Source organism: Pseudoalteromonas sp. ABV4_021 (assembly GCF_056159365.1).
Window position 1 is genome coordinate 1,548,414 of record NZ_JBSWVB010000002.1, and the last position, 26,690, is coordinate 1,575,103.

Here is a 26,690-nt window from a genome sequence, read left to right on the forward strand (position 1 = left end):
TTTGTTAATGGGTGTAAACAACGAGGTTTTACCGGGTGGAAAGCAGTAGTAAAACAGTTAAACCTGGTGTTATTTAAGAAGTAAGTAAATTAGTTTTAAAAGCTTGATACTTTTTAAGCAACGGTATCGTTCTATATTTAAAACCCTTATTTAGTCTGTTAGCTTGGTTCGTGAGCGAATTTTTTAATTTTTACAACGCATCACACCATTGTTTTCATTTGTTAACAAAGCCAAATTAGGTAGCTGCCATTGAAATATCTGGCTTGATAGCAATTCAACACATAGAATTAATAAAAATTCGTTGCCTAAATGGGTACGCTTAAGTAGTTTGAATAAATACTCGGTTGATAAATGCGCTAAGTAAGTCGTTTTTCCAAATATGGCTGAGCAGTTATCTTCAATTGTTACAGGAGGTATACCTTGCTAGATATAGTGGCACTGTTCATCAAAACAAATCAATTTAAAACCTTTCACGAAGCTTCGGTCAAACTTAATATCCCGTTGCCAACGTTACAAAGGCGCATTAAAAAACTTGAAGACGATTTATCATTAGCCTTGTTTTATCGAGAGCGAGGTAATTTACGATTAACCGAACCGGGTAAAAGTTTTTACGCGCATTGTTTGAATCATGTTGAAGATTTACAAAGTATTCTGTGTGATTTTAAAAATATTGGTGAAGACAAGGTGAGCACAATTAAATTGATTGCACCACAGAACTTTATTAAAAGTGTTTACTTTACAGGTTTGATTAACCGATTCAACACCTTACACCCTAATATTAAAATACATATGCTGCTCTCTGATGAGCGATTAGATTTAAAATCCACTGAGTTTGATTTGGCTATTAGAATTGGCCAGCTCGAAAATTCGCAGTATATGTGTAAGGTGATAAACCAAATGCATTTCGTTATGGCATGCTCTTCAACTCTTATTGTGAAGTATGGCAAGCCTGCAAACTTTGAAGACCTTGCTAATTTTCCACATATTTGTTGTTCACCTTTTGAAAATTGGGGTTTTATCACGCTAACAGGTGAACGCCATGTGTTCCAACCTCATCCAGATTTTGTATCAAATGACATCGAAATGTGCGCATTAGCCGCAGTTGAAGGGCGCGGTATTTATTACGGCCCTGCTTATTGTGTAAAACCATTCTTAAATGTCAATCGCCTAGTAAATGTACTTGACCATGTTAAGCCAATTAAGCGTGATATTAATCTAATTTGGCCTGATAAATTGATCCCAAAAAGCACTCGGTATTTAATCGACTTTTTGACCTGTTCGTTGAGTGGTATCGATATTTAGCACCGCCACCCGCGTTTGATTAGCCAACCAAAAAGCCAAAATACAACTAATATTTTTGAAAATTTAACTTTCATTGATACCTCTATTAATCTGCTTCAGCCATTTTTAGTATTTTGTTCAGTCCATGATTTCTGTTGTTGATTAATACATGGACTGAATTTATATATGACTAAAAAGGAAGTAGTAAATGAAAAAATTATTCGCGTTAATGCTCATTGGCCAAGCAGGCCTTAGCCATGCAAACTCTTCGGTGATTTATTTAGACCAAATTCACTATGAGGCATTAGGTGTTGGTGTTTGTTCTGCCCAAAATAGGTTGATCACCAAAAATGAAGCTGAAATTTACCGTAATGACATAGTTAAAAAAATGGGTAAATGGCAAATCACGGGCCTTGCCGATGGCTGGGTGATTATGGGACCGGGATATTCAGGTGAAATTAAACGCGGTTCAGCGTCAAACTCATGGTGTTACCCGAAAAATCCGATGACTGAAATCCCAACATTAAGCGCTATTAATGTTGCTCCTGGCAGCCAAAGCCAAATTGAGTGGCAATTAGTAAACCAAAAAGATGCCTTTATCAAACCGCTTTCCTATCTCGCTCATTATATGGGGTTTGCTTGGGTGGGTGGCAATCGCTCTAATTATGTGGGTGAGGATATGGAAGTCACGCGTACAGGTGATGGCTGGAATATCCGAGGCTATAATGGGGGCAGTTGTTCTGGTTATCGCTGTGGTGAGAAAAGTACCATTAATGTATCTAATTTCGAATACGTAATGGATACCGATTCTTATAAAATTACTGGTGATGTGACTGCGACTGAGAAAGAGTTAATAAGAACGGTCTCTGTGCCAGCAATTAACAACACCTCAGCAGACCAAATGTCGGTTGTAACCATTGAATACGATACGTCAACAAATTGGTCTAAGACTAATGACTACAGTATTTCAGAATCGGTAACACTATCAAACACATGGAAATCACCATCGGTGACAGGTGGTTCTGATACGTCGCTGTCGGTTACTATTTCGGCAAACCAAGCGTGGGGTGAAACTAATGGTGGGTCTGAAACTGAGCGTGTGGTTATACAGGCACGTACGAATATTCCTGCGTACACACGTCTAAATGCCAAAGTTGATCTTTTTAAATCCTCAATTTCATACCCTTATGAATTTGATGCTGACATTACCTATGACCTAACAATCAATGGGTTTATGCGTTGGAGCGGCAATGGTTTATTAACGCACCCTGATAACCGTCCAAATGAAACGGCTAACTTTGTTATTGGTCGATGGGCAGGGCAAGAGAAAAGCATTCCGTATCAGTGGGAGCACCGTAATATTCCAGGAGAGAACAAAAAGTGGGATTGGCCTTGGATGATAGAGCAAACAAGCTTAACAACTATGCAATACTGGTTAAGCCGTGTACTTAGACCAAAGAAAACCACGCTAACAGGGCACTTCTATGCGCAAAGCCAATTTGCCGGTAATGTTTATTTTGGTGATGAGGCACCGCTTAATAATGGCGCACGTACGTTTAATACATCGCGTGCTTACGATGCTAGCAGCCATCAGGCACTTTTAAAGCAGCAACTAGAAGAGGCGGGCTTTAAAAACGTAGTGGTTAAAATTGAAACGGTAGACATGTAATTGAAAGGTCTTTGGGAGTGGTATTAGCCAAGTTTCATTTATTAATTAAAACTTAATTCATCCCTTAGTAATACTTTTGAAAATTCTTAAATAAAAAAGGCACTCAGTTTTAAACTAAGTGCCTTTTTAATAACGTATACTTTTGTGCATAAGCAATTTCTTATTTGCTGAAAGTGTCATTTCATCTGGTTATTTAAGTAATAAGTATGTTGCACCAATTAATGAGCCTGTGACGAGTGCCATGCTCATACCAGCAGCTAATAAACTTGCTACAACAAATGTGGTTAAACCCGCTGTAAATAATAAATCAAACGCATTTGACGTGTTCATATCTCTATTCCTAATGTGTGTTAAGTAAAGCATTTAACGCTTTGGTTATTTAATAAGTCGTAGTTGGGCTTAAAAAGGTTTAAAAAGTTTTAGAAAGAAATGGGCGTTAACTTAACTATTTTTTTATTGATTTTATTGCACCAAAACGGGCCGTAATACGTTGATAACTGCTTATAATTTGAAAGGTTGAGGTTTAAACTCAAAATTATTAAAAAAATTTTACCCCTTTTAGTATGGCGCTGCGTTTTATAGGTAACTCAATTAAAAAAAGGGAAAGCCTATGTTATTGCAACCTGATATTTTCGAGTCACAAACTCCGATACTAAAACTAGCACTTTGCTTTATTGCTGCGTTGGCTGTGACATTTAGTTTGTTCGCGTTTATGCAGTTTTTAATAAAATCACCAAATCGAGTTGTTGATGCGCCCAAACCAATTATTGATATTGCTTTATATCAAGCGCGCGAAATTTCAGAGGTTAAGCAGAAAACTAAAATTCAACCACCACCAAAGTTAACAGAGCCCCCGAAACGTGTTATGGAAGCGCCAGCAAATGCGTCGAGCAATGTTCCGTTAACATTTGCACCCAACTTAAATGTGTCTATTGGTAGTATGCCAAGCAGTGCGCCTAGCCTTATGTCGCAAAGTGGGCAGGCAAGCCCAATTGTGCGTGTGCCACCTAAGTATCCTGTAGGTGCAGCTCGCGATGGCATTGAGGGATGGGTGGAGTTGACGTTTAGTATTGATAAAACCGGCCGTGTTATCGATGCGCAAGTGATTGCTGCTGAACCTAAACGTGTTTTTAATACTGCTGCACTTAAGGCGTTAAAACGCTGGAAGTATAAACCCTCGATTGATAACGGGGTGGCACATATTCAGACAAACCAGTCAGTGTTGCTTGAATTTAAATTAGCGCAAGAATAAAGTGCTGTCATGTTTAGGGGATTGTTTTTGCGAATGTAAATGATTTATTGTGTTTTTTTAAAAAACTTTATGGGCGTATTTTTTATAAATACGCTTAACCCCTAACACAGCGTCTACGCAAAAGTTGGATCAACGAGCAAAAGGAGTCGTTATAGATGTTGTTAACTTTGACTACTTGGCTTAGTGCAGACCTCAGCGCAGAGGAAATCATGGTGCGTTACCGTGATTCTGGGAAAAAGCGGTATTTAAATCAATTGGTAGATACTTATTATGATGATTTGTATCATTTTTTGGTAAGTCAGTCAGATCAAGTGCTTGCGCAAGATATTAGTCAAAAAACATGGCTTAAAGTGATTGAAAAGAAAGCGTTGTTTAAAACATCAATTTCGTTTAAATCTTGGTTGTTTATGATTGCAAGGCGTTTACTGATTGATGAATTTCGTAGCCAAAACAAACTCACCCAGCTAGATGATGTGCAGCTAGTATGCGGCCAATCACAAGAAGTGAGCGGCGATGACATGTTGGCAGTGCTTGATAGTGCGCTTAACGCACTCAACTTTTACCAACGAGAAGCGTTTATTCTACAAAAAGAAGGGTTTTCGGTTGATGAAATTGCACATATTACAGGGTGCGAGTTTGAGACAATTAAATCACGACTACGCTACGCAAAACAAAATTTACGCAATATGTTGAAAGGGTACGTAGATGAGTAATAAAGCAGACGAACTAATTGATTCGCTCTATAAAAAGCGCAAACAACAACTGCACTCAAGCGTAAAGCAGAGGCGTGAATTTAGCGATAACATTATTGCTCAGTCGATAAAAAAACCAAAATCTAAACTTTTTTATCGCCTTCAATTTGCCATGAGCATTGCAGCGTTAACGATGCTCGGATTTGTCGTGTTTAATCAAGTGCAGCGTGAGGCTACGCCTCAATATAGCCAGATTAATGAAGCAAATTACTATCAAGTGGCTGTAGTAGAACGTCAATCAGAAACACTAAGTTGGTCTATTACGACTCAAAAAAATGCGTTAGAAAATGACCGTAATGCGCAAATAGCGAATTTAAATCGACGCTTTAACAACGCATCAGATAATACAAATATAATGACCGTTAAGGTGCTTAATACGCAACTAGATTGGCATTTAGAGAGCTGTGATGGTTCTACTTTAATAAAAATAAAACGCGAGGTTGTTGCTGAATTAATGGCGTCTTCGAATTTATTTGATAGTACGCACACGGGTCAGTGGTTAGCGTTGGTATTAGATGAGCAGGGTGGTCCTTATGCGCTGCGTAAAGCAGGTAAAGCTAGTGTGTGTAGTTAAGGTGAAAATATGCGTTTTATTTATGTAATGGATCCAATGTGTGCTTGGTGTTACGGGTTTAAACCTGAACTAGAAGCGTTTTTGCAGGTACATTCAAATATCGATATTGAATGGGTAATGGGTGGACTTGCCCCTGATAATAACCAGCCGATGAGTAAGCAAATGCGCGAGACAATTGCCGCCTATTGGCTGCAAATTGAAGCGAAAACACAGGTGACATTTAACCATGATTATTGGCACTGCAATACGCCGTATCGCTCAACCTATTTAACGTGTCGCGCAGTGATTGTGGCGAATGACTTACTGGAAAATGGCGCCGAAAAAATGGTCAATGCAATTCAAATTGCGTATTACCAAAAAGCGCAAAACCCATCGTTAGAAAACACCCTCATTGAATGTGCCATTGAGATTGGAATAGATAAAGATGAATTTGTTCATGCCCTTAATTCTGAGCAAACGCAAAAAACGCTGACACAGCACCTTGCTATGACACAGCAATTACACGTAACCGGTTTTCCCGCTCTGTTTTACCTTGATGAGAGTAATCGAGCTTACCCATTGGCCCTTGGCTTTCGCACATTTAACGAATTAGCACAGCGATTTAACCGTATTTCACAATAATTGGCGGTATTTGCGCGGTGTGTTTGGTGGCCGGATTTTCGAAAAGTGCTAGTAGTGTTGTATTTAATAAGCTAAATAATACGGGTTTTCAATAATGAGTCACCCGTATTTATGAACAAACCCCAATGTGTGGTGTTTCCCAAAGCTATCGTTTAATTGTTAGAACTAAGCAGGGTTAACGTACCGCCTTCAATCACAAACAGCTTATCAAACTGATCTTCATTAATGGTGACATCGTGATCGGTTAATAATTTTACCAATTGTGGTGTGGTGTTACTGTGCCCAACAATCACGGTATTGCCTTTTAATGTTTTTAGCTGTTTAACCAAGGCCGTTAACTGACGCGGATTATAATGGGTAACTACAATGCCCAATTTTTGACTAAGCGGTTTTACGGTTTCTAAGGTACGGTTGTAATTAGTGCTAAAAATGTGCTTAATTTTTTTGTCTTTTAACATGCTAACCAGGTGCTCTGCACGGGCTTTACCCGCCTCAGACAAGTTTGGATTAATACCATCGCGCTTTTCTGCGTGACGCAACAAAAATAGCGTGTCAGGTGTTGCAAACACCGCTTGAGAAAACAATAAACCAACAATAAAAGCTAATAAACGCATGATAACTAAGCCCTTTACAACATACGTGAAATAATTCTAGTCACTTTAACTGAGCTTTTTACAAAAGCAAAGGGCGATTTAGTTAAAAATCGCCTCATCAGCAGGGCAATACTTTTGTAAAAATTCATCGTGTGAGGGCTGTGCTTCAGCGCATTTTTCAAGTGCATTTCTGCCAGCCGCTAGGCTTTTTGCCAGCATTTCACTGTTAAGGGCATCTAAGGTTGGGTTGTAGCCATTGGGTACCACACCCATACCATCAAACACTGCATACCAGCTGGTGGGTTGGAATAGCTCTTCAACACCAGGGATCAATCCACCGCTTTGTTTAAAAAATTCGATGCGTGTGGCTAAACTTGCCGGAATTTGCTTTTGTTGCCAGTCGCGCCAAAACGGCGAATCATCTCGTTGTGTGGTGCAGTAATGTAGCACCAAAAAGTCACGAATTTCTTGATAATCGCCAATAATACGACGGTTAAACTCGTTTTGCAGTACTGGATTTGCTGTTTTGGTTGGAAACATGCGTACAAACAGTGCCAGCGATTTAGATACTAAATGAATTGCTGTGGATTCTAGCGGCTCTAAAAAACCCTGGGCAAGGCCAAGCGATAGGCAGTTTTTATTCCACACTTTATCGCGCACACCGGTAACAAACGGGATCACTCTTGGTTCGGTTAGCGGCTCGCCGTCACCATTCTCGAGCAAGGTTTGAATCGCTTCTTCATCGGTGATGTATTTATCGCAAAATACATAGCCGTTACCAGTGCGGTGTTGCAGCGGAATATGCCAGCTCCAACCGGCTTTTTGCCCGCGCGAAACGGTATACGGCTTGGTGTCACCCGTAAGTTTAGTTTGGACGGCAACTGCGCGGTTACAGGGTAAATGTTCAGACCAATCTTGATACTCAGTATTCAGTGCATTACCAATCAGTAAGCCTTTAAAGCCTGTACAATCAATAAAAAAATCACCGTTAATTGTCTCGCCTGATTTTAATGTGACAGACGCAATATTACCGTCAAGGGTTTTGCTAATGGATTCCACGTGACCAACGGTACGTTTTACACCCATATTTTCAGAGAATTTACGTAAGTATTGCCCTGCCAGCACAGCATCAAGGTGAAGGGCAAAGCGGGCGCCTGCAAGTGGCGTATTCATCGCTTGATGCGGTACAAAAAAACGATTCTTTTCAGATAATACCGCCTCTGGCGAATAGGCCATTAGTGGTGTGGTATCGCCTTCGGCTTTTTGTTTTAGCCAGCATTGGTAAAACTCGTGACCATCAATTTTTTGGCCAACTTCCCCAAAGGGGTGAAAATAACTGTGTGATTCTTGATACCAGTTTTCAAACTGAATGCCCCATTTAAAACTGGCTTGGGTGGCTTTTATAAACTCAACTAAATCAATACCTAAGCTTTCAAGAGTATCAATGAGCGGCGGAATAGTGGCTTCACCGACACCTATAATATTAACTTCGTCTGATTCAATCAGCTCTACTTGGGTGTTGCTGTCTTTAAAAATATTGCCAAGCGTTGCAGCAGCAAGCCAGCCCGCGGTGCCGCCACCGACAATAACAAACTTTTCAATGGGGTTTTGGGTTAACTGCATAAATTGTCCTCTGGGTTTTGACTAAATTGGGTGATGCTTGCTGTGTTATTGACGATGCTGTTTTTATATCAATTCTGTCTTGGTATTGCGACAAATAAAAAGACTACCGCCGAAAGGCGGTAGTCGGGGCAGAAAGTGTTATTTCAACCAAATCCTAATTCAAAACAAGGATTAGAAAGTTGCCCTAACACCAAGGGTCCAACGCGACTCATACTCGTTACGGAACGCTTTTTGTGAAGAGAATTCAAGGTAAGTTTGTTGAACTTCTTCTGTAATGTTTGAACCGTGTAAGTAAATGTCTAAATAATCGGTTGCATGGTAGGTTGCACTGAAATCAAGTTGTGTATAGTCATCTTGGAATAGTGCTTGACCACCTACGGCGCTTGAACCAACAGTCATTAAGCGTGGGCTACGTGAGTTCCATGCTAAACGTGTTGAAAACTCTTCTTGCTCATACCAAAGTACAAAGTTGTAGGTATGCTCTGAGTTACCAACGAATGGCATTTCACCGCCACTCACACGCTTGCCATCTTGACTGCTGTCACTAAAGGTATAGTTAACATCAACCCCAAAGTTGTTCAGAATAGCAATATCCATGTAGTCGCTAAAGGCCGCTTTCATACCTACTTCAACGCCTTGAACATTACCGCCTTTGCCTTGAACTTGTGTATCAAATGGCCATGGACCACGGCTAATACCATCATCATCTGGCTCGTCAATCCATACTGTGTCGCTCTTAGTGAAGCTTTCAATATCGATTTTATAGAATGCTAAGAACATCATCGATGCATCGCCATTATACCACTCAGCAGAGAGCGAGAAGTTCTCTGAACGCCATGGGTTAAGTGCTGGGTTACCTGTGAGGGTACCGTTTACTACGCGTAAACAGTCACATGAACCATCGATTGCTTTACCCACAGTTTTACCACCGCCCCAGCTCGCAAGATCAAGTGCTTGCATATTCTTAGAGTATGCACCACGTAAAATCACTTCTTCAGTGATGTCTGCAGTGACGTTTAACGAAGGTAGGTAGTCAGTGTAGCTGCGCTCGGTTACCACGTCTCCAATATCTGGACCTAAGCCAGAGTGCGGTAAGTTAGGACCTACTAGATTTTGCTTAACATAAATATCCGTTTCAATGACCTTCATACCGAAGTTACCGCGGATCATTTCCCATTCGAAGTTAGCTTGTGCGAAATAGCTGAATTCTTGCAAGTTTACGTCGTATGAAGCACCGGCATTTTCAATGCGCTGTACATTACCGAAGGTATCTAAATGGAACTGACGCGGGTCGCGGAAGTTGCTTGGATCAATTGCCCACATAGTAGGCACACCTTTTACGCTACCAAAGTTTGACATTTGGCTCACGGTAGTAAACGTGTCTAGGCGAGCAGGTTGCATAATGGTGTATGGTACCCAAGTACCTGCAGTTAAATCACCTACGTCTTCCGTTAAGTATTCACCCGCAGCAGGATTATCTTCACAGGTTTCAAGCGTGTTATATTGGTCTACCGCTTTCCACTGCGCGATATCACAGCCGCCACCAAATTCAGAGGTGTAAGTGAATTGATCGTGGTCTACTTTACGCTCCATAAAACGCACACCAAAATCAACGCTGGTGATAAATGGCATATCGTCAAACTGGTAATTCCAATTAGTGCTAAAGGTGTTAACTTCACCAACATCATCGGTGTTGCCTTCTGATGAGAATGCACCGATGTGATATGAATCTAAGCTGCCCATATAATCAGCTACGCTCATTAAACCTTGACCGCCGTTAACCAGTTGATCAAAGCCACTAAATACTGGCGAGTCACCTGACGCATCGTAACGTAGTAAGAACGAATCATCTTCGATACCGCCTGGCGAAAATTGCGCATAACAACCGCCTTGATCACCAACGATGGTATCACCTGCACCACAGAACTCTGCTGGCGTAAACTGACCAGGGCCCGTTACTAGCGTGCCGCGATCGATACTTAATACGTCTCCTTCGCCATAACCATGGCGCATGCTTGCATCAGCGCGTGCACGTGTGACACGTACTTGTCCAGACAGTGGGCCGCCGTTATTAAAATTAAGCTCTAAGTTTAAGTTGGTTGACGTTTCGTAGTTATTGTTAACCTGCGTAAAGGTTTGTAGACGCCATGGCTTAAGGAGGAAATCATTTACTGCGCCCCATTCATTACCCTCTTCATCGGTGAAGGTGTCGCCAGTCCAACCGGTATCTGTTGGATAAGCGTAGTCGTTAAAAGTGTACCAGCGGTTATTATGTGATAAACCTTGACGTTCGTTAAAACGCTCTTGGTCGGTGTAGAATGCTTCGAATACGAGCTCAAAGCCTTCGCTTAAATCTGCTTGGAATGCAAACTGGAAACCTTGGCGTTCGCGTTTTTCTTGTTTATTAAATGCTGCAAAACCTTGTGGTACAACGTGACGAACGTCGTTTCCTTGTGGGTTTTGACCCCATGTGAAGTTGTTATTTGCCGCACCAATACCGCCATTTTCAGAGGTATCAAAGTAACCATTGTAATCGGTCGCAAGGGTTGCTTCTTGTGTTACGGCAGAGAACAAAACGCCCCATTTTTCAGCGTTGTAGCTTACAAGGCCGTTAATGTTTGGATCGGCTTCGTCACTAATTGAACCTTGTGTTACATCGGCTGCAACATTGGTTGTCCAACCTTCGCTCATATCAAATGGGCGACGTGTTTTAAGATCAACAGAGCCTGTAATGCCAGATGCAGTGCGCTTGGTTTGACTTGTTTTATAAACATCTACACCTGAAAAAAGCTGTGATGGTAAGTCACCAAAATCAGCACCTGATGAATCAATGGTTGTCGCACTTAAAAATACTTCGCCATTAAGTGTTGTATCAACTTGTGCCATACCACGGATTTGTACAGGGCCACTCTCGCCGGCAGCACGCTCAACCTGTACACCAGTGATACGTTGCAGAGAATCTGAGATGGTAACATCGGGTAATTTACCAATATCTTCTGACGCGATACCGTCAACTTGTGATAGTGCAAAACGTTTAGTATTAATCGCTTTAACGGTGCTGGCGCGAATACCTTTAACCTGAATAACTTCCATCTCTGCTTCGGCTGATGATTTTTCTTCAGCGATAACGTTTTGTGCGAAACCGGCAGAGAGAGCTACCGCTATTGTTGAAGACAGCACGCTTCGTTTAAATGTTCTGTTGGACACAGTTTTCCCCTATTAGTGTTTAGTTCTATCAGAAAATAATTCCGAGAAACCTTATTGTTGTGATTACTTGTTTAATTTACTGACAGCGTTGTCATGTGCTGTCAAAAAAATAATAAAAGGGTCGTAACTTCATCAGTAATGTATGCGTTTTACAGCTCAATTCACGCAGCACTAAACTCTTAACAACAGCCCAGTTTAGCTGATACTTGAAAGTTGACTCACCTAGTTCAAATGTGAATGTCTGTTACCTCGAATGTTAAAAAGTAACATATAAAACCCTTGAACTTGTTACTTTTTAACATTAACATAATTAAAAAAGCAACGCTTTGATAACAAAATTGTTTGAAATGCATCTAGATTGAATAGAATTGTATTAGTTGGGTGTTTCGCTGTTAGCAATTTGGTAACAAGTTTTATGAATGAAGTAGTTAAAGGTGCGGGAAATCCACAATCCTTGACACATGATGGCTGGCATATATTGCGTGAAGAAGTGAGTTTTCCGGTTGCAGTGCTATCGCAGTCTGCCATCAATAACAATGTAAAGTGGATGAGTGACTTTTGTCAAAAGGCTAAAGTAAACTTAGCCCCCCACGGTAAAACCACTATGACACCCGAGCTTTTTAAAATGCAGCTTGAGCACGGTGCCTGGGGCATTACCCTTGCAACGGTTGCGCAAGTACTTAACGCAGTAAATCACGGTGTTAAACGAATTATTTTGGCAAACCAATTGGTTGGAAAATACCACTTTGAACAAATAGCCCATTTGCTCGAAAGTACCGATGTAGAATTTTACTGTTTTGTAGATTCGGTGGAAAACGCCACGCAAATAGCCCGCTTTTTTGATGCGCGAAAAGTATCAATTAACATTTTATTAGAGATTGGTGCACAAGGCGGCCGCTGCGGATGGCGTGATATTAATAATACCGATGCATTTTTAGCTGCATGTAAAGCGCACCCAAGTTTAAAACTCGCAGGAGTTGGTTTTTATGAAGGGGTGATTGGCGGTAGTAATGCCCTTGAAAAAGTCACCAATTTCGTAGAGGAGATCTATCAACTCACAAGCACACTTAAAAAGCAAAATGTGCTTAGTTTAGATAAACCCATTATTACTGGCGCAGGCTCTGCTTGGTATGACGTCGTCGCAAAGACGTTAGCCAAGCATAATCACCAAGAGAGCTTTAACTTAGTGATTCGTCCTGGTTGCTACTTAATTCATGACACTGGCATTTATCAAGACGCACAAAATGCGGTAATGACACGAAGCCAATTAGCGTGTGATGTTACCGGTGATTTAGCATCTAGCCTAACAGTGTGGGCCTATGTTGTATCACGTCCCGAGGCAGGACTTGCCATTGTCGGTTTGGGTAAACGTGATGTGGCATTTGACGCAGGTTTACCAAAAGCAGAATTAATCTATCATGTTGATAACCAAACATTGCAACCGGCTGATGCCTTAATTGAAACCGTTAAAATTATGGATCAGCATGCCATGCTAACCTTGCCTGACAACTGCAATTTGAAAGTGGGTGACATGGTTTGTTTTTCGACGTCTCATCCGTGTTTAACCTTTGATAAATGGCGTCAGGTAGTAATCGCCGATGATGATTGGGTAATTCGCAAAACCATTTCCACCTTTTTTTAGTTAGGAAGCAGTAACACATGGATATTATTAACAAAATAAAAGAAGGGTTAGGGCACTTTAGTCCAGCGGAAGACAAAGTTGCTCACTTGATTTTGAGTAATCTTGAATTTGCAGCCACTGCCTCAATTAATGAGCTGGCAGATAAAGCCAATGTGAGTCACGCGAGTATTACGCGCCTTGCTAAAAGTTTAGGTTGTGAAAATGTGCGCGATTTAAAGTTTCAGATCACGCAATCGGCTGCGATCGGTGAGCGTTTCATTACTTCAGAACCAATCGAAAAGAAAGATATCTTTCATGTTTACTCATCCATTCAAGAAATTTTAGCGCTTAATGTAGGATTAATTAGCGAAGAAGCTGTCATGACCGCAGCAGAGGCAATCTGTGACACACGCCATTGTTTGATTTTTGGCGTAGGTGGCGGCAGCAGTATGCTGGCGATGGAATGTCAAAACCGCTTATTTCGTTTAGATGTGTTATGTAACGCCCACTCTGATCCCATGATGATGCGTATGACCGCATCAACCATTAATAAAAATGATGTGGTGTTGTGTTTATCGTTAAGTGGTGTTTCGCCAGATGTGATTGATGCAGCGCGTATCGCAAAAGAGTACGGTGCAAATATCATTGCCATTTGCCCACTAGGTGAACTTGCCAATATTGCAGATGTGCATTTGCCGATTAAAACGCAAGAAAGTGATTACATCTTTAAGCCAAGTGCCGCCCGTTATGCAATGATGGCTGCGATTGATATTTTATCGAGTGAAGTGGCAACTAAAAATCAGCGTCGCTCAAAAGAAAAGCTGCGTCGTTTAAAAATTCAATTAGATCAGCATCGTAATCAAAATAGCGACGCGCCACCTGCTGACACTCGCTTTCCGCTAGGCGATTAAATATGAGCGATAATAACCACACTATCACTGTGATTCGTAATGCGACTGTTTACACGGGCGAGCTAAATGAATGTTTTGTTGGCGATGTTGCCATAAGTGACGACCGCATTATTGCGCTTGGCGAATGTACTCACTTGTATTCAGAGCAAGATATTGATGCTACGGGGTTAACGCTTGCACCTGGCTTTATTGATGTACACACCCACGATGATTTAGAAGTGCTGCGTAACCCGAACATGCTATGCAAAGTAAGCCAAGGTGTAACTACGGTAATTGCAGGCAACTGTGGTATTAGTAGTGTGCCCTATGCTGCAGATATTGAGCCGGTAGATCCAATTAATTTATTGGGGCAGAAAGCAGATTTCGAATATCCCAATTTAGCGGACTTTAGAAGTGCTTTCGACAACATAAAGCCAAGCGTTAATCTTGCCCAATTAATTGGCCATACTAGCCTTCGTGCGCAAGTAATGGATGATTTATCAAAAGCGGCTTCAGAACAAGAAATTACCCAAATGCAGTCGTTACTGTGTACTCAGCTGGAGCAGGGTGCATTGGGGTTAAGTACTGGGCTTGCATATCCGAATGCTAAAGCATCAAGTCGTGAAGAAGTGAATCGTCTTGCCAAATGTGTAACGCCTTTTGAAGGTGTGTATACCACACATTTACGCACTGAATTTCAAGGCATTATTAATGCTATGGATGAAGCATTTGCAACGGCGAAACAAGCAAAGCTTCCGCTGATTATTTCCCACTTAAAATGCGCTGGCATTGATAATTGGGGCCGAGCAGAGGAAGTATTAGCGCATCTAGAAGATAAACGACAATCACAGCCCGCTTGTTGCGACTGTTATCCGTATGCTGCGAGCTCAAGCACGCTTGATTTAAATCAGGTTACTGACAGCACCGAGATTTATATTACGTGGTCTGAAACCCATCCTGAAATGGCTGAACAAAGCTTGCGTGATATAGCTAATAACTGGCAGTTGCCATTAATGGAAGCGGCTAAAAAACTACAGCCCGCAGGTGCGGTTTATCACTGCATGCTAGAAGACGATGTAAAACAGTTTTTAAGTTATGAAAACAGCATGATTGGCTCGGACGGTTTACCGTGCGATCCACACCCGCATCCGAGGTTATGGGGCACATTCCCAAGAGTATTAGGGCATTACGCAAGGGAGCAGCAAACGCTATCGCTGGCATTGGCTATCCACAAAATGACAGCGCTGCCATCATCGCAGTTTAAACTCAATAATCGCGGCAAAATTGCGAAAGGTTACTTTGCTGATTTAGTTTTATTTGATGCAAACGCGATTATCGATAACGCCAGTTATCAAAACCCTCAAGCACAAGCTGATGGCATTAAGCGTGTATGGGTCAACGGCAAAGTAAGCTTTGTTGAGGGAGTTGATGCACTAAGTGTTAAGCAATATGGTCGATCAGGGCGATTTTTAGCACGCACTTAATAAGAATTTTGAAATGTTGAGAGGCGGTTCTCAACGCAGCATTTAAAAGAGGAAATTATGACAATTAGACGCATTGGCGCCGAAGGCGGCACAGGCACAGGTGGCCAACATTTACCTTTTTCACGCGCAGTAGAAGCGGGCGGTTGGTTAAAAGTATCGGGTCAAACCCCCATGCGCGATGGAGAAGTGGTCGAAGGTGGCATTATTGAGCAATCGCGCTTAGCCATACAAAACTGTATCGACATTATGACCGAGGCAGGATATGGCCTTGAAACAGTAACCCATGTATCTGTGGTATTAACTGACTCTCGCTACTTTCAGTCGTTTAATAAAGTGTTTGCCGAAGTATTTGGTGAGCATCCGCCAGCCCGTATTTGCATGGTGGCAGACCTAGTTGTGGACTGTAAAGTGGAAGTGGATGTGACCTGCTACAAAGGGCAATAAGCAAAGATATTACACGCCATTAAAACAATAAAAAATAGGGGCACTTATGACATCTGAGCAAATGACGTATTTGGTAGCATTTTTTGTTTACTTGCTTGCCATGATTGCAATTAGTTGGTTTGTTTCACGCTGGCAAAAATCCGGTAGCGACTTTTTGTTAGCGGGGCGAAAAGTGCCTTTGTTTCTAACGCTCGGCACCACGGTTGCCACTATGGTGGGTACAGGCTCATCAATGGGGGCCGTGGGCTTTGCCTATCAAAATGCATGGGCCGGTGCGCTCTACGGCATAGGTGGTGCTGTGGGAATATTGTTATTGGCTTGGGTATTTGCACCAGTGCGCAAACAACAATTTGCCACCATGAGTGAAGAGCTTGCGAGCTATGTAGGCAACAACGCACATGTGAAAAAAGTGCTCGCTGTGATTATTTATGCTGCCAGTATAGGCTGGTTAGGCGCGCATTTAATTGGTGGCGGCATGTATTTAGCTTGGCTTACGGGCATTGATGATACCACTGCGAAGTTAATCATCGGCATTGGGCTTGCCATTTATGTCACCTTAGGCGGTTATTCAGCGGTGGTGTGGACCGATGCCATTCAAGCGGTAATTTTATTTGTCGGCTTTTTACTTATGGCTTATTTTGCCATCGATTCTATTGGTGGTTGGCAAGCGGTACAAAACAACCAATTGGTCAATGATCGAGGTTTATTTTCCTACCAAAACATCGGTCTTATACCCGCTATTTCTATGTCTTTTGCGGTGCTGGTGGGGGTAATGGCAACGCCTTCATTTCGCCAGCGTATTTATTCTGGTGATAGCGTCAGCAGTATTCGTAAATCATTTGTACTGTCGGGTGTGCTGTATTTAGGATTTTCACTGGTACCTGCAATTATCGGTATTTGTGCTTATTTGATTAAGGGAAATTTACATAATCCTGCGTATGCGTTTCCGTATATCGCATTGAATACATTACCTATGTTATTGGGCGGGCTTATTTTATTGGCAGGTATATCGGCAACTTTATCGAGCGCAAGCTCCGATGCCATTGCCGGAGTAAGCGTGTTTGTCAGTGATATTTATCAGTGGTTTAGTGACGCACCACTAAGCGATGCTCATCAGCTTATGCTTTCGCGTTTTGCGATGATAATAACGGTAACTATCGCGCTGCTATTCGCTCTTTTGTCGAACAATATTATTACTTACATCACGAAAATGATCTCGCTCGCACTGTGTGGCTTGTTTGTAATGGGGTTGCTTGGTCGTTTTTGGCAAAAGCTTACATGGCAAGGCAGTATTGCAATTTTAGTAGCGAGCACATTAACAGCAGCGCTAATAGGCTTTAACCCAAATTGGCTTACATTTTTTGGTAACCCTTCAATGCCGGCGGTATTAAGTGGCGCGTTTTTTGGCATTGTTGTGAGCCTAGTTACACAAGTAAAAACGCCATCAAAAATAGTGCAGAAAAATGCAGTGGAGCTAATGTGATGTTGCAACCATTTAATTCTATTGTGTTTTTAGGTGAGTGTATGATTGAGCATCGTGCTGATGGTGATGTGTTTTTTGGCGGCGATAGTTTTAATACCGCTTATTACCTTAGTCAATTGCTTTGTGATCACACAAAAGCGCCAACTCAAATCTATTACGCAACAGCCATTGGCAATGATAAGCAAAGTGAAATGCTAAAAGCATTAATGACACAATCTGGAATACAGCTTGATTTTGTGGCGCACCACCCAACAAAAACATTAGGGCAATACTGGGTTGATGTGAATGATTGTGGCGAGCGTTCTTTTCGTTTTGATAGGCAAAATAGTGCGGCACGAGATTATTTATCGTTATCTAACAAATTACTTACAGTGCTTGAAACAAAACAGGTGGATGCCATTTATCTGTCGGGCATAAGCCTTGCCATTTTAGATGAAAAGCAACGAGCTTTGCTTATAAATGCACTATACCAATTTAAAGCGAAGGGCGGCATCATCTATTTTGATAATAACTATCGCCCAGCGCTTTGGCAGTCGATATCGCCCATTCAGGACTATTTTTCGTTAATGGCACTTGCCGACATCGCATTTTTAACCAATGACGATGAATATGCCGTTTATGGCACACAATCGGTGAGCGATATTATTGATTTACACTTCAAAGGGCAGAGCTCAAGGCAAACCCTTGTTATTCGACAAGGTGCAGGACCCTGTGTGATTCAAGAAGTGGGCAATGACTCATTGGTTTATGTGGCAGCACAGCAGCTTACCCACAAGCAAGTTATCGATACCTGCGCTGCGGGCGATTCGTTTGCTGCAGGTTTTTTAGCGGCAATGTTAATTGGGCGTGATGCGAAAAGTGCCGCGCATTTTGCGCATCAGGTAGCGGTTTCGGTGATTCAGCAGCATGGTGCGCTTATTCCAACTCATTTTCTTCCCAAACTTTCGAACCAGGAGTGTTTAGGTGTCGATACATTTTATTAATAAAGCATGTGTATTTGTAAAGCTGTGTAGTTTATTGCTGTTTAGCTCATCACTTTTTGCTGAAACCAGCTTAATGCCACTACCACAATCTTTTGAAAGGCAAACGGGTGAACTGCGCTTACCTAGTCAAATTGAATTTTCATTTGAAGGACTTAGTGACCAGCGAAAAGAATTTCAAGCAAAGCGTTTAGAATTGCACTTAACACGCATAGCAAAGCACAAAGTCACCTTAATAGACTTAGCGAATAATAAAAAGCAAACGCCAGGTAACGCGACGCTTAAAGTCATTGTGCGCGACAAGGAAAGCGATTTGCTGGTGCCACAGCTCAATAACGACGAAAGTTACCAATTAGTGATTAACCAAAATGGCATCACAATAAACGCCAATACCGTGTTCGGCGCGCAGCATGGGTTAACAACGCTCATACAAATAGCGGCAAACCATTTTAACAATCAGCTGATATTACCTCATACAATAATTACTGATGCGCCTCGTTTTGCTTGGCGTGGGTTATTAATTGATAGTGCAAGACACTTTATATCCATTGAAACCATCAAACGTCAGTTAAGTACTATGGCGTCTGCCAAATTAAATGTGCTGCACTGGCATTTAACGGACGATCAAGGCTGGCGCATTGAAAGTAAACGGTTTCCTCGGCTTACTGATATGGCCTCTGATGGCCTGTTTTATAAGCAAAGTGAGGTAAAGGACGTTATTGAGTATGCCGCTCTTTTAGGTATTCGAGTGGTGCCTGAGTTTGGTATGCCGGGTCATGCTAGTGCCATTGCCGTTGCGTATCCTGAGCTTATGGCAGACGTTAAGTCGTATGAAATGGAGCGTCATTGGGGCGTATTTAAACCTTTGCTTGATATTTCAAAACCTGAGGTGTACCAGTTTGTAGATAGTTTAATCGAAGAAATGACAGTTATTTTCCCTGATCAGTATTTACACATTGGCGGTGATGAAGTTGAACCTGAGCAGTGGCTAAATAATAAGGATATTCAAGCGCTAATGGCCAGGCATTCCCTTAAAAACGGCCATGATTTGCAGAATTATTTTAATACTCAAATTCAACCTATTATTGCAAAACATCAGCGAATAATGATGGGCTGGGATGAGATTTTTCATCAAGATTTACCGAAAGATATTGTAGTGCAATCATGGCGCGGTCATGACTCATTGAATGAAGTAGCTAATAGCGGCCACTTAGGTATTTTATCGACAGGGTTTTATATTGATCAGCCGCAATACAGCGACTATCACTATCGCAATGATCCTCTACGCAAATTGCCACAGGTTGATTTATCAAAGTCTCTGTTATTGGCAAAGTCGTTTGTGATTGACCGCTTAAAAGGCAGTGATGTTAAAGGTGAACTGATTGTTTTAGGTGAGCAGGTCTTAATTAAACTTAACAATAACCACCATCAGTTGGCGTTAGTTAATAAAGCTCCAAATCAATCAACAAATGCATTTAAAGCAAAAATGGACAGTTGGATGGGGCCATTGACCTTTGAGTTTGATTTAAAAGGTGAAACTAGCGCTGTGATGATTGGTAATAGCCGTTACCCAGTTAAATTATCAATGCTCAATGCACCCTCAGAAATATCCCTATTGCGACCAATAAAAAACAAAAATGCAGCAAATATTTTAGGTGCTGAAGCGACTATTTGGAGCGAAATGGTGACCGATGACAATATTGATTTGCGCATTTGGCCGCGTTTGTATGTGATAAGCGAGCGCTTGTGGTCAAATAAAGAAAATACCGATGAAAACAGCATGTATTTGCGCTTGGCCTTTATCAATACATTTGCTGCAAATGTGATTGGAGCAGCGCATTTATCGCAGCAACAAAGTGGCTTTGAAAGCCAGCTTTCTAAGTCGCTTAGTAAACAAGAAAAAGCGAAAACGTTAGCTCTTCTTAATTCTATGGCAGCACTACTAGAACCGGCTCATTACTACACGCGCCACCATATTAAATATTTAAACGATGAATATCATCAAGAGGCGCCACTTAATTTATTTGTTGATTATTTAAACGTTGAAAGCGAGAAAATACGCCAAATTAAACGCTGGGTATTAGCCTATATCTCAGGTGATGCTGACTCGCTTACGCAATTAGATAAGCAATTAATAAAGTGGCAAAAAGCGTTTGAAAAGGGGGATGAAACCCTCTCATCAAGTGAAAAATTAAGCGAGCTAAAACCGACGCTTGTATCACTAACGCAATTTATTGGGCTTTCACAACAGGTAGTGAGAGTGTGTAAAGGTGAAATAAAGGGCACCGGGTTAGACGAGCAATTGCTTGATTTACAAAAACGCACAGACGAACTTGTGATTGCAGGTATTTATCCAATGCGAGATCTCTATCTTGCTTGCACCGAACAATAAGGAATAACAATGAAATTAAACATAGCAAGTGCAGTAATTTTGGCATTATTTGCCGCCCATGCAAGCAGTAACACGTTATTCGAGACCTGTGACTGGGTGAAAGATAATGCGTTTACCAATGGCGTAGAGGGCCCTGCGGTTGACTCGCAAGGTGTGTTATATGCGGTGAATTACAAACACCAAGGCACTATCGGTAAAGTGCTTGGTAAAGATAATGTTGAGACGTTCGTTACGCTTAAAAATGGCTCCATCGGTAATGGCATTCGCTTTGATAAAAAAGGCAACATGTATATTGCTGACTACGTTAATCACAATGTACTGATAATTGCCGCGAAAGACTTAGCGCAAGGCGGCGAGCTCACAGACAAAGTTAAGGTGTTTGCCCATAATGCAAAAATGAATCAACCAAATGACCTCGCCATTATGGACAACGGTATTTTATTTGCGAGCGACCCAAACTGGCAAACCAGCACTGGTAATTTATGGCGTGTTAATCAACAAGGCGAAACGAGTTTATTAGAAGCTAACATGGGCACCACCAATGGTGTTGAAGTAAGCCCAGATAATAAAACCCTTTACGTGAACGAAAGTGTGCAGCGTAAAGTATGGCGTTATGATCTTGACGGCCAAGGCAATGTTTCTAATAAACAATTGCTGATTGAATTTGACGATTTTGGCCTTGATGGTATGCGCACAGACAAAGCGGGTAACTTATATATTGCACGCTATGGCGCAGGTGTTATTGCGGTGGTTTCTCCAAAAGGTAATTTACTAAGAGAAATAAAACTGAAAGGGCAATTTCCAACTAATATGGCGTTTGGTGGCAAAGATGGCAAAACCGTGTTTGTAACCATGCAAAAACGCGGCGCCATTGAAACCTTTAATGTGGATATTGCTGGTAGAGCCTTTAACTTGTAACTCGTTAAGAATAGGTGAAAATTATTGCAACTTTTTAGCGCATACAAGCTCTACAGATAAGAATACAATTATTAGAGATAAAAATGTTGTTTAAAAAAGTTTGGCCTGCAATAGTGTGTTTTAGTTTCTCATTAATCGCGTATTTTGCTTATCAACTTACTGGAGTTACGGTTGATGAAAATGGGTTTTTAAGGGAGGCGTTTTTTCTTATTCCCGTTTCACTGAGCTTTTTTATGCTAGGCAGCGTGTTGCTTGTGGTTTTTATTGCCTTAAAAATAAAAGCTGGTGGCCGTTCACAACTTAGCTGATTGCTAACCACCTCCTTGTTGTTAAAATCGTTAAGCTATCGCCCAGTAAATTCTGGGCGATTGTTGATTTATATTTCACTGTGATTGACTAGTGAATCAACTATTTGACTGAAAGTCTTGGCACTTTTTGCCTGATTAAGTGAATAGCCTGTGATTTTTGCAATATCAATTAAATCAAAATAGCCGCGTAATTCGCTTTGATTAGCACCGGTTACCAGTAAATATTCGTAGCTCGCTTTTTCCATGGTTTTTAACACATCACCCACTTTGGCATTGGCAAGTGTTGTTTCCGATACAGTAGCAATCTCTTCTAATCTCACCATAATGTCACCAATCGTAAGTTGTGCACGTGTTAAGCCTTTTTTACTTGCTATTTTAAGTACATAACTGCTTGCTAAGCGCGCCTTTGAAATCACGCCTTTAAGCTGGTTTTGTCCATCTACTACAAAGCTGGTGCGCATATGGGTTTTTTCCAAAATGCGGTTTGCATCGTCTAAATTAGTATCGATATCAATATACTGCAAAGGCTCAAGGTGAAAGCCATGCATTACAAATGAAGCAGGGCTTGAAAGTGACACGCTAGTGTCTACATGAACTTGTGCAAATAAGCTTGCGCCTTCGAGAAGCGGCTTTGTTGAAAATGAAGTGAATTGGTTCATAACGACCACCTTATTTATTAACTGTTAGAATTAAGATAAATATGAAAAGCTAACAGGTTTTAGGTGGTGCTCTTATTAGTTTAATCGCGATGCGTGATTGAATCGCAGGTTGTGATAGTTGGTTGGGTTGGTAATAACTTAACGCTATGGCGTTTTTTGAGCTGACGTCTAACGCGACATCGTCAAAATCAAGTTGGTTTGGGTTTAAGTCTTCAGCGTTATCAACACAAATAACGGTTGCTTGGCTATCGCTTGCTATAGCTGTCGTGGTGCTTAAGCTAAGCGCCAAAACACCTACTGTAACGACAAACAACCAACGAAGCATAATTTACAACTTAAAAATTACTGTTAATTTAATAGTGGGTCTGTTTGGTAGATAATTCAATATTTATTTTAATAAAGATTTATTTTATTTTTAATTTTAAATGTTGGAAGGTTCTAACTTTATGTTTCTTTAAGACTAATTTTTGCCGAATATATTTATATTCGGCAAAAATACTTGGTTAGGCAGATGCTAATTCACTTCTAGCTTGCTTGCGTCGTGAAGGCTTTCTGCGTTTAAGCCACAAATAGCATCCGGTAATCGCAAATATAAGCGGTGTTAAACCGATTAAACACCAAATTATACGGCTCGGTAACCCTGCAAAATAGCCAAAATGTAGCTTGCGAAAGCTATCTACCGCAACTAAAAAGAACGGTGCTTCACGAATATCGTAATTAGGCAGTTGTTTTCCAGTCTCTTTATCAAAGCTTACTGTTGACGCGTATTCGCTTGTAACAAAGCTGGTATTTGCCACATCGCCAAAAAACGTTATCGGTAAATCGGGCTCAAAAGGAAACATTAAATAAGTTGCCCTAAAGCCGCCCATTTGCGTTTTCGCGGTTAGCATTAAGTTATCGAGTGAAAGCTGATGGTTGTATAGTGGCCCTTTAACTAAATGTGGTGGCTCATCAGCGTGCTCAAATTCATGATGAATAATTTCAGATATATTCCAGTATACGCCTGTAAAACCTAAAATAAGCAGCACTGGCGCAGACCAAATTCCGACTAGTTTATGTAGATCGCTAAAAAAAGCGATGCGCTTAACCTTTAAGCGTAAGGTAAAAAATTTCTTCCAAAACTGGCGGTAAATAATGAGGCCTGAAATGCCCATAAACATTAAAATAAGCGAAATAGTGCCTGTAAACCAAAGGCCAGTTTCGCCAATCAAAAATTTGTAATGTAGATCTAACAGCCAGTCTGTAAGGTAATGGTCGACCGCTTGTGGCGTTGATCTAACAATGCCTTGGTATTGATCTAAATAGACTTTAAACCACTCATCTGTACCGTGCTTGAGTACGTATACCCGATCAGCGGTTTGCCCATCATCAAATATTTCCCAGCTGCCAACTTCATAGTTAGGTAAATTGTGTTTGATGGTTGTGTGCAAGTTATCGTAGCTAAGCCGAGTTCCAGGTGAAGCATTCACACTTGCCAGTTCGGGCATAATTAAGTGATCAATTTCTTCTTTAAAAACTAAAACACTGCCCGTAAGCGAAATTATAATAAGCGGCAGGGCAATGACTAAACCGCAGTAGCGGTGCCAAAGATGGAGTTTCTTTTTCATAATTCGGTGACGTCCGTTTATAAAAACAACAAAAGGCCGCATAGCGCGACCTTTACGTTTTGAGTTTTGTTATAGTGACCAGTTAAGTGAGAGTGCGTAGTTACGCGGTGCACCATAAAAACCTTGTGCCCAGTAAAGTGAATTCACGTACTTTTTATCAAATACGTTGTTTACGTTAGCTGTAACACTTACTTGCGAATTAATTTCGTAGCTTGCCATCATATTCACAAGTGCGTAGGCGTTTTGTTTTGTAACAATAAGTGGGGTATCGTTTTGCACTCGGCTAATATCGTCTTGCCAACGCATGTTCATGCCAAATGATAAGCCATCAACAAAAGTCGCATCGTATTTAGCAGCAAGTTTAAATACTTGTTTTGGCGTATAGTCTTTTACTAATTGCGCGTCTTTATTGCCTGAATTAATTGTATCCGATACGTCAATATCAGTGAAGGTATAGCCTAGGTTTGCACTAATACCAAACCCAACTTCACCACTTAATTCAAGTTCAAAACCTTGCGATTGAATACCAGGTGCAGCTCTATGGTACTGAATTTTTCCATCATCGTTATCGTTATCGTTACCGTTTGGATCTTTGGTAACACCAATCGCGATGTTTTTCTGTTCAGCATCAAAAATAGCCACATTTAACATCATTAAATCGTTAAATAACTCAGTTTTAATACCAATTTCTTTTGTATCGCCACTAATAGGGTCAAGCGTTTGGTCGTTAATATCTTGTTCTGCTTGCGGAGCAAAGGTTTCGCTGTACGATGCGTAAACATTAATATCGTCGTTGATTTGATACACAGTACCTAAGTGAGATGTCGTGTCGCTCACATCACGAGATTTGTTTTTTCCGTATGATAAACCGTTAGTTTCCCAAGCGGTGTGACGAATGCCTGCAAGTAGTTTTAAATCATCTGTAATCGAGAAGCGCGCAGAGACATATTCTGAAACTTGTTCACTGTCTACACGAGAACCATTTAAGCCGTCTTTTAATACCGGTACTGGTGCTACGCCATCCCATTCATTTAGATTTGGCATCGCTGGGAAACCATTTCCGGTCGTGTAATCGTATAGCGAGCTATCTTGATACGCCATATCGGCAACACTCGCACCAGCTGCAATTAAGTGCTCTTGTCCGAATAATTCAAAGCTTCCTTTGGCATACACATCAAATAGATTAAGGCGATCGGTTAATTGATAATCGCTGGCATAACCGGTTAAACCTAAACCCGTTTGCGCATCTGGCGTACCATAAACATAAAATAGATTTGAATCTTGATCGGTTTGAGTATGCGCATAACGTGCGATCACACTCCAGTTATCACCCACAAGTTGTTCTAATTCTACAAATGCTTGTTTTGACGTGTTATTCCAATACGCCCAGTCAGCCGCGGTAGAAGTAGAGGTATCGTAATCGGTAGGGTTCCCCTCGGAATCAAATAATGCAAGCGCACCCCAAAGTGGGCTATCAGCGTCATTTTGCTGGTAGGTAAGGCTTGATGTTAATGTGGTGCTATCAGTTAAGTTTAATTCAGCAATACCATAAAATACGTCACGTTCAACGCTGTAGCGGTCAAGGTATGAATCACGTTTTTGTTTAACAACTACAGCACGACCTGCTGCGTATTCATTTAAGCGGCCTGACACATCTGCATCCAAACGCATATTTGACCAAGAACCCGCAGTAATTGACACATTGGCGCGCAGATCATCGGTTGGACGTTTACGAATAAAGTTAACCGTAGCTGATGGGTTGCCGGCACCTGTCATCATGCCGTTTGCACCCATAACCACTTCAATTCGTTGATAAATGGCTGTATCAAGTGTGCCTTGCAGTGCACCACTTTCTTGCGGTAAGCCTAACCCGTCTACTTGAAAGTTGGTGATATCAAAACCGCGTGCCTTGTAGTAAGTACGATCGGTTTCAATTTTTTCAACCGAAACGCCCGGAGTTGTTTCAAGTACTTGATTCACATCATCAAGTGAAAAGTCGTTCATAAGGGCTCGAGTAATTACGCGTACAGATTGTGGCGTTTCCTTAATCGAAATACCAAGTTTTGAAGCGGTTTCTGCTTCAACGGCAAGGTAGTTTGAGTGGTTCTTTCCCAACACCTCAATTTTTTCGATGCTTTTATCTGTTTCATCGTTAGCAAAAAGCGGGGTGGCGAATACTGAAGAAGTGGCAACAAATAAAGTACTTAGTTTAAAAGCACGCGATTTCATAACAGGGACCTAAATTCACAAGTAATTAAAATTGTTGCGTATCGTAATCCAAATGATAATCGATCTCAATACTGTTGTTGATTATTTATGAACAATAGTATTC

The 26,690-nt window shown here is 41.2% G+C and carries 23 protein-coding genes; 15 read left to right on the plus strand and 8 right to left on the minus strand.

What is annotated here, in order from left to right; all coding sequences use genetic code 11:
* Positions 1-420 precede the first annotated feature (420 nt).
* On the plus strand, positions 421-1,302 hold the full coding sequence (locus tag ACXAFE_RS21105) for a LysR family transcriptional regulator (protein WP_475157680.1): 882 nt from the start codon (positions 421-423) through the stop codon (positions 1,300-1,302).
* 187 nt (positions 1,303-1,489) lie between these two features.
* Entirely contained in the window at positions 1,490-2,950 is a 1,461-nt protein-coding gene (locus tag ACXAFE_RS21110) for an aerolysin family beta-barrel pore-forming toxin (protein WP_475157682.1), read from the plus strand.
* 189 nt (positions 2,951-3,139) lie between these two features.
* Here the strand turns inward: ACXAFE_RS21110 and ACXAFE_RS21115 are convergent, their stop codons facing one another.
* Complete coding sequence (locus ACXAFE_RS21115) at positions 3,140-3,280, minus strand: hypothetical protein (RefSeq protein WP_475157684.1); 141 nt, start codon at positions 3,278-3,280, stop codon at positions 3,140-3,142.
* A 280-nt stretch (positions 3,281-3,560) separates the two neighbouring features.
* Here ACXAFE_RS21115 and ACXAFE_RS21120 point away from each other — a divergent pair, with 280 nt between their 5' ends.
* The 4 genes from ACXAFE_RS21120 (at position 3,561) to ACXAFE_RS21135 (ending at position 6,149) form a co-directional block, all read left to right on the plus strand.
* Entirely contained in the window at positions 3,561-4,202 is a 642-nt protein-coding gene (locus ACXAFE_RS21120; protein WP_475157686.1) for a TonB family protein, read from the plus strand.
* Positions 4,203-4,357: 155 nt separating this feature from the next.
* The gene (locus ACXAFE_RS21125; protein WP_475157687.1) at positions 4,358-4,915 is read left to right on the plus strand and encodes a sigma-70 family RNA polymerase sigma factor; all 558 of its coding nucleotides are present in this window, start codon (positions 4,358-4,360) and stop codon (positions 4,913-4,915) included.
* On the plus strand, positions 4,908-5,528 hold the full coding sequence (locus ACXAFE_RS21130; RefSeq protein ID WP_475157689.1) for a hypothetical protein: 621 nt from the start codon (positions 4,908-4,910) through the stop codon (positions 5,526-5,528). Before ACXAFE_RS21125 ends, ACXAFE_RS21130 begins: the two co-directional genes overlap by 8 nt.
* 9 nt (positions 5,529-5,537) lie before the next feature.
* Positions 5,538-6,149, plus strand: coding sequence for a DsbA family protein (locus ACXAFE_RS21135; RefSeq protein WP_475157690.1), 612 nt, complete (start codon positions 5,538-5,540; stop codon positions 6,147-6,149).
* Positions 6,150-6,301: 152 nt separating this feature from the next.
* Here the strand turns inward: ACXAFE_RS21135 and ACXAFE_RS21140 are convergent, their stop codons facing one another.
* From ACXAFE_RS21140 to ACXAFE_RS21150, 3 genes are all read right to left on the minus strand, one after another.
* The gene (locus ACXAFE_RS21140; protein ID WP_475157692.1) at positions 6,302-6,763 is read right to left on the minus strand and encodes a SixA phosphatase family protein; all 462 of its coding nucleotides are present in this window, start codon (positions 6,761-6,763) and stop codon (positions 6,302-6,304) included.
* A gap of 78 nt (positions 6,764-6,841) precedes the next feature.
* The gene (locus ACXAFE_RS21145) at positions 6,842-8,365 is read right to left on the minus strand and encodes a tryptophan halogenase family protein (protein ID WP_475157693.1); all 1,524 of its coding nucleotides are present in this window, start codon (positions 8,363-8,365) and stop codon (positions 6,842-6,844) included.
* Positions 8,366-8,536: 171 nt separating this feature from the next.
* Entirely contained in the window at positions 8,537-11,572 is a 3,036-nt protein-coding gene (locus tag ACXAFE_RS21150; protein ID WP_475157695.1) for a TonB-dependent receptor, read from the minus strand.
* Between the two features lie 415 nt (positions 11,573-11,987).
* Between ACXAFE_RS21150 and ACXAFE_RS21155 the strand changes: the two genes are divergently transcribed.
* From ACXAFE_RS21155 to ACXAFE_RS21195, 9 genes are all read left to right on the plus strand, one after another.
* Complete coding sequence (locus ACXAFE_RS21155; RefSeq protein ID WP_475157696.1) at positions 11,988-13,214, plus strand: amino acid deaminase; 1,227 nt, start codon at positions 11,988-11,990, stop codon at positions 13,212-13,214.
* A 17-nt stretch (positions 13,215-13,231) separates the two neighbouring features.
* Positions 13,232-14,104 carry a MurR/RpiR family transcriptional regulator gene (locus ACXAFE_RS21160; RefSeq protein ID WP_475157697.1) on the plus strand — a complete coding sequence of 291 codons (873 nt, stop codon included), beginning with the start codon at positions 13,232-13,234 and terminating at the stop codon, positions 14,102-14,104.
* 2 nt (positions 14,105-14,106) lie between these two features.
* Positions 14,107-15,567: an N-acyl-D-amino-acid deacylase family protein gene (locus tag ACXAFE_RS21165; RefSeq protein WP_475157699.1), complete on the plus strand. Its 1,461-nt coding sequence runs from the start codon at positions 14,107-14,109 to the stop codon at positions 15,565-15,567.
* A gap of 57 nt (positions 15,568-15,624) precedes the next feature.
* The gene (locus ACXAFE_RS21170; RefSeq protein WP_054980188.1) at positions 15,625-16,011 is read left to right on the plus strand and encodes a RidA family protein; all 387 of its coding nucleotides are present in this window, start codon (positions 15,625-15,627) and stop codon (positions 16,009-16,011) included.
* Between the two features lie 46 nt (positions 16,012-16,057).
* On the plus strand, positions 16,058-17,494 hold the full coding sequence (locus ACXAFE_RS21175; RefSeq protein ID WP_475157701.1) for a sodium:solute symporter family protein: 1,437 nt from the start codon (positions 16,058-16,060) through the stop codon (positions 17,492-17,494).
* A 41-nt stretch (positions 17,495-17,535) separates the two neighbouring features.
* Positions 17,536-18,477 (plus strand): sugar kinase, encoded by a 942-nt coding sequence (locus ACXAFE_RS21180; protein WP_475157702.1) that lies wholly within the window; start codon positions 17,536-17,538, stop codon positions 18,475-18,477.
* On the plus strand, positions 18,458-20,866 hold the full coding sequence (locus ACXAFE_RS21185) for a beta-N-acetylhexosaminidase (RefSeq protein WP_475157704.1): 2,409 nt from the start codon (positions 18,458-18,460) through the stop codon (positions 20,864-20,866). The genes ACXAFE_RS21180 and ACXAFE_RS21185 overlap by 20 nt, the downstream gene beginning before the upstream one ends.
* Positions 20,867-20,875: 9 nt before the next feature.
* Complete coding sequence (locus ACXAFE_RS21190) at positions 20,876-21,784, plus strand: SMP-30/gluconolactonase/LRE family protein (RefSeq protein ID WP_475157705.1); 909 nt, start codon at positions 20,876-20,878, stop codon at positions 21,782-21,784.
* An 83-nt stretch (positions 21,785-21,867) separates the two neighbouring features.
* Complete coding sequence (locus tag ACXAFE_RS21195; protein WP_475157707.1) at positions 21,868-22,092, plus strand: DUF3955 domain-containing protein; 225 nt, start codon at positions 21,868-21,870, stop codon at positions 22,090-22,092.
* A gap of 68 nt (positions 22,093-22,160) precedes the next feature.
* On the opposite strand, the gene ACXAFE_RS21200 is transcribed toward ACXAFE_RS21195, so the two are convergent.
* The 4 genes from ACXAFE_RS21200 to ACXAFE_RS21215 form a co-directional block, all read right to left on the minus strand.
* Complete coding sequence (locus ACXAFE_RS21200; RefSeq protein ID WP_475157708.1) at positions 22,161-22,751, minus strand: CBS domain-containing protein; 591 nt, start codon at positions 22,749-22,751, stop codon at positions 22,161-22,163.
* Positions 22,752-22,800: 49 nt separating this feature from the next.
* Positions 22,801-23,076, minus strand: a complete 276-nt coding sequence (locus ACXAFE_RS21205) for a hypothetical protein (protein ID WP_475157710.1) — start codon at positions 23,074-23,076, stop codon at positions 22,801-22,803.
* 178 nt (positions 23,077-23,254) lie between these two features.
* Positions 23,255-24,358 (minus strand): PepSY-associated TM helix domain-containing protein, encoded by a 1,104-nt coding sequence (locus ACXAFE_RS21210; protein ID WP_475157712.1) that lies wholly within the window; start codon positions 24,356-24,358, stop codon positions 23,255-23,257.
* A gap of 69 nt (positions 24,359-24,427) precedes the next feature.
* A complete protein-coding gene (locus ACXAFE_RS21215) occupies positions 24,428-26,587 on the minus strand; it encodes a TonB-dependent siderophore receptor (protein ID WP_475157714.1) in 2,160 nt (719 codons plus the stop codon).
* Positions 26,588-26,690 lie beyond the last annotated feature (103 nt).

What these genes read in the sequence shown, in the direction of transcription:
- ACXAFE_RS21120 (WP_475157686.1), top strand. Translation starts at nt 3,561, where the DNA reads ATGTTATTGCAACCTGATATTTTCGAGTCACAAACTCCGATACTAAAA.
- ACXAFE_RS21210 (WP_475157712.1), bottom strand. Translation starts at nt 24,358, where the DNA reads ATGAAAAAGAAACTCCATCTTTGGCACCGCTACTGCGGTTTAGTCATT.
- ACXAFE_RS21180 (WP_475157702.1), top strand. Translation starts at nt 17,536, where the DNA reads ATGATTGAGCATCGTGCTGATGGTGATGTGTTTTTTGGCGGCGATAGT.
- ACXAFE_RS21140 (WP_475157692.1), bottom strand. Translation starts at nt 6,763, where the DNA reads ATGCGTTTATTAGCTTTTATTGTTGGTTTATTGTTTTCTCAAGCGGTG.
- ACXAFE_RS21110 (WP_475157682.1), top strand. Translation starts at nt 1,490, where the DNA reads ATGAAAAAATTATTCGCGTTAATGCTCATTGGCCAAGCAGGCCTTAGC.
- ACXAFE_RS21145 (WP_475157693.1), bottom strand. Translation starts at nt 8,365, where the DNA reads ATGCAGTTAACCCAAAACCCCATTGAAAAGTTTGTTATTGTCGGTGGC.
- ACXAFE_RS21175 (WP_475157701.1), top strand. Translation starts at nt 16,058, where the DNA reads ATGACATCTGAGCAAATGACGTATTTGGTAGCATTTTTTGTTTACTTG.
- ACXAFE_RS21205 (WP_475157710.1), bottom strand. Translation starts at nt 23,076, where the DNA reads ATGCTTCGTTGGTTGTTTGTCGTTACAGTAGGTGTTTTGGCGCTTAGC.
- ACXAFE_RS21160 (WP_475157697.1), top strand. Translation starts at nt 13,232, where the DNA reads ATGGATATTATTAACAAAATAAAAGAAGGGTTAGGGCACTTTAGTCCA.
- ACXAFE_RS21155 (WP_475157696.1), top strand. Translation starts at nt 11,988, where the DNA reads ATGAATGAAGTAGTTAAAGGTGCGGGAAATCCACAATCCTTGACACAT.
- ACXAFE_RS21135 (WP_475157690.1), top strand. Translation starts at nt 5,538, where the DNA reads ATGCGTTTTATTTATGTAATGGATCCAATGTGTGCTTGGTGTTACGGG.
- ACXAFE_RS21115 (WP_475157684.1), bottom strand. Translation starts at nt 3,280, where the DNA reads ATGAACACGTCAAATGCGTTTGATTTATTATTTACAGCGGGTTTAACC.
- ACXAFE_RS21170 (WP_054980188.1), top strand. Translation starts at nt 15,625, where the DNA reads ATGACAATTAGACGCATTGGCGCCGAAGGCGGCACAGGCACAGGTGGC.
- ACXAFE_RS21200 (WP_475157708.1), bottom strand. Translation starts at nt 22,751, where the DNA reads ATGAACCAATTCACTTCATTTTCAACAAAGCCGCTTCTCGAAGGCGCA.
- ACXAFE_RS21195 (WP_475157707.1), top strand. Translation starts at nt 21,868, where the DNA reads ATGTTGTTTAAAAAAGTTTGGCCTGCAATAGTGTGTTTTAGTTTCTCA.
- ACXAFE_RS21190 (WP_475157705.1), top strand. Translation starts at nt 20,876, where the DNA reads ATGAAATTAAACATAGCAAGTGCAGTAATTTTGGCATTATTTGCCGCC.
- ACXAFE_RS21130 (WP_475157689.1), top strand. Translation starts at nt 4,908, where the DNA reads ATGAGTAATAAAGCAGACGAACTAATTGATTCGCTCTATAAAAAGCGC.
- ACXAFE_RS21125 (WP_475157687.1), top strand. Translation starts at nt 4,358, where the DNA reads ATGTTGTTAACTTTGACTACTTGGCTTAGTGCAGACCTCAGCGCAGAG.
- ACXAFE_RS21215 (WP_475157714.1), bottom strand. Translation starts at nt 26,587, where the DNA reads ATGAAATCGCGTGCTTTTAAACTAAGTACTTTATTTGTTGCCACTTCT.
- ACXAFE_RS21165 (WP_475157699.1), top strand. Translation starts at nt 14,107, where the DNA reads ATGAGCGATAATAACCACACTATCACTGTGATTCGTAATGCGACTGTT.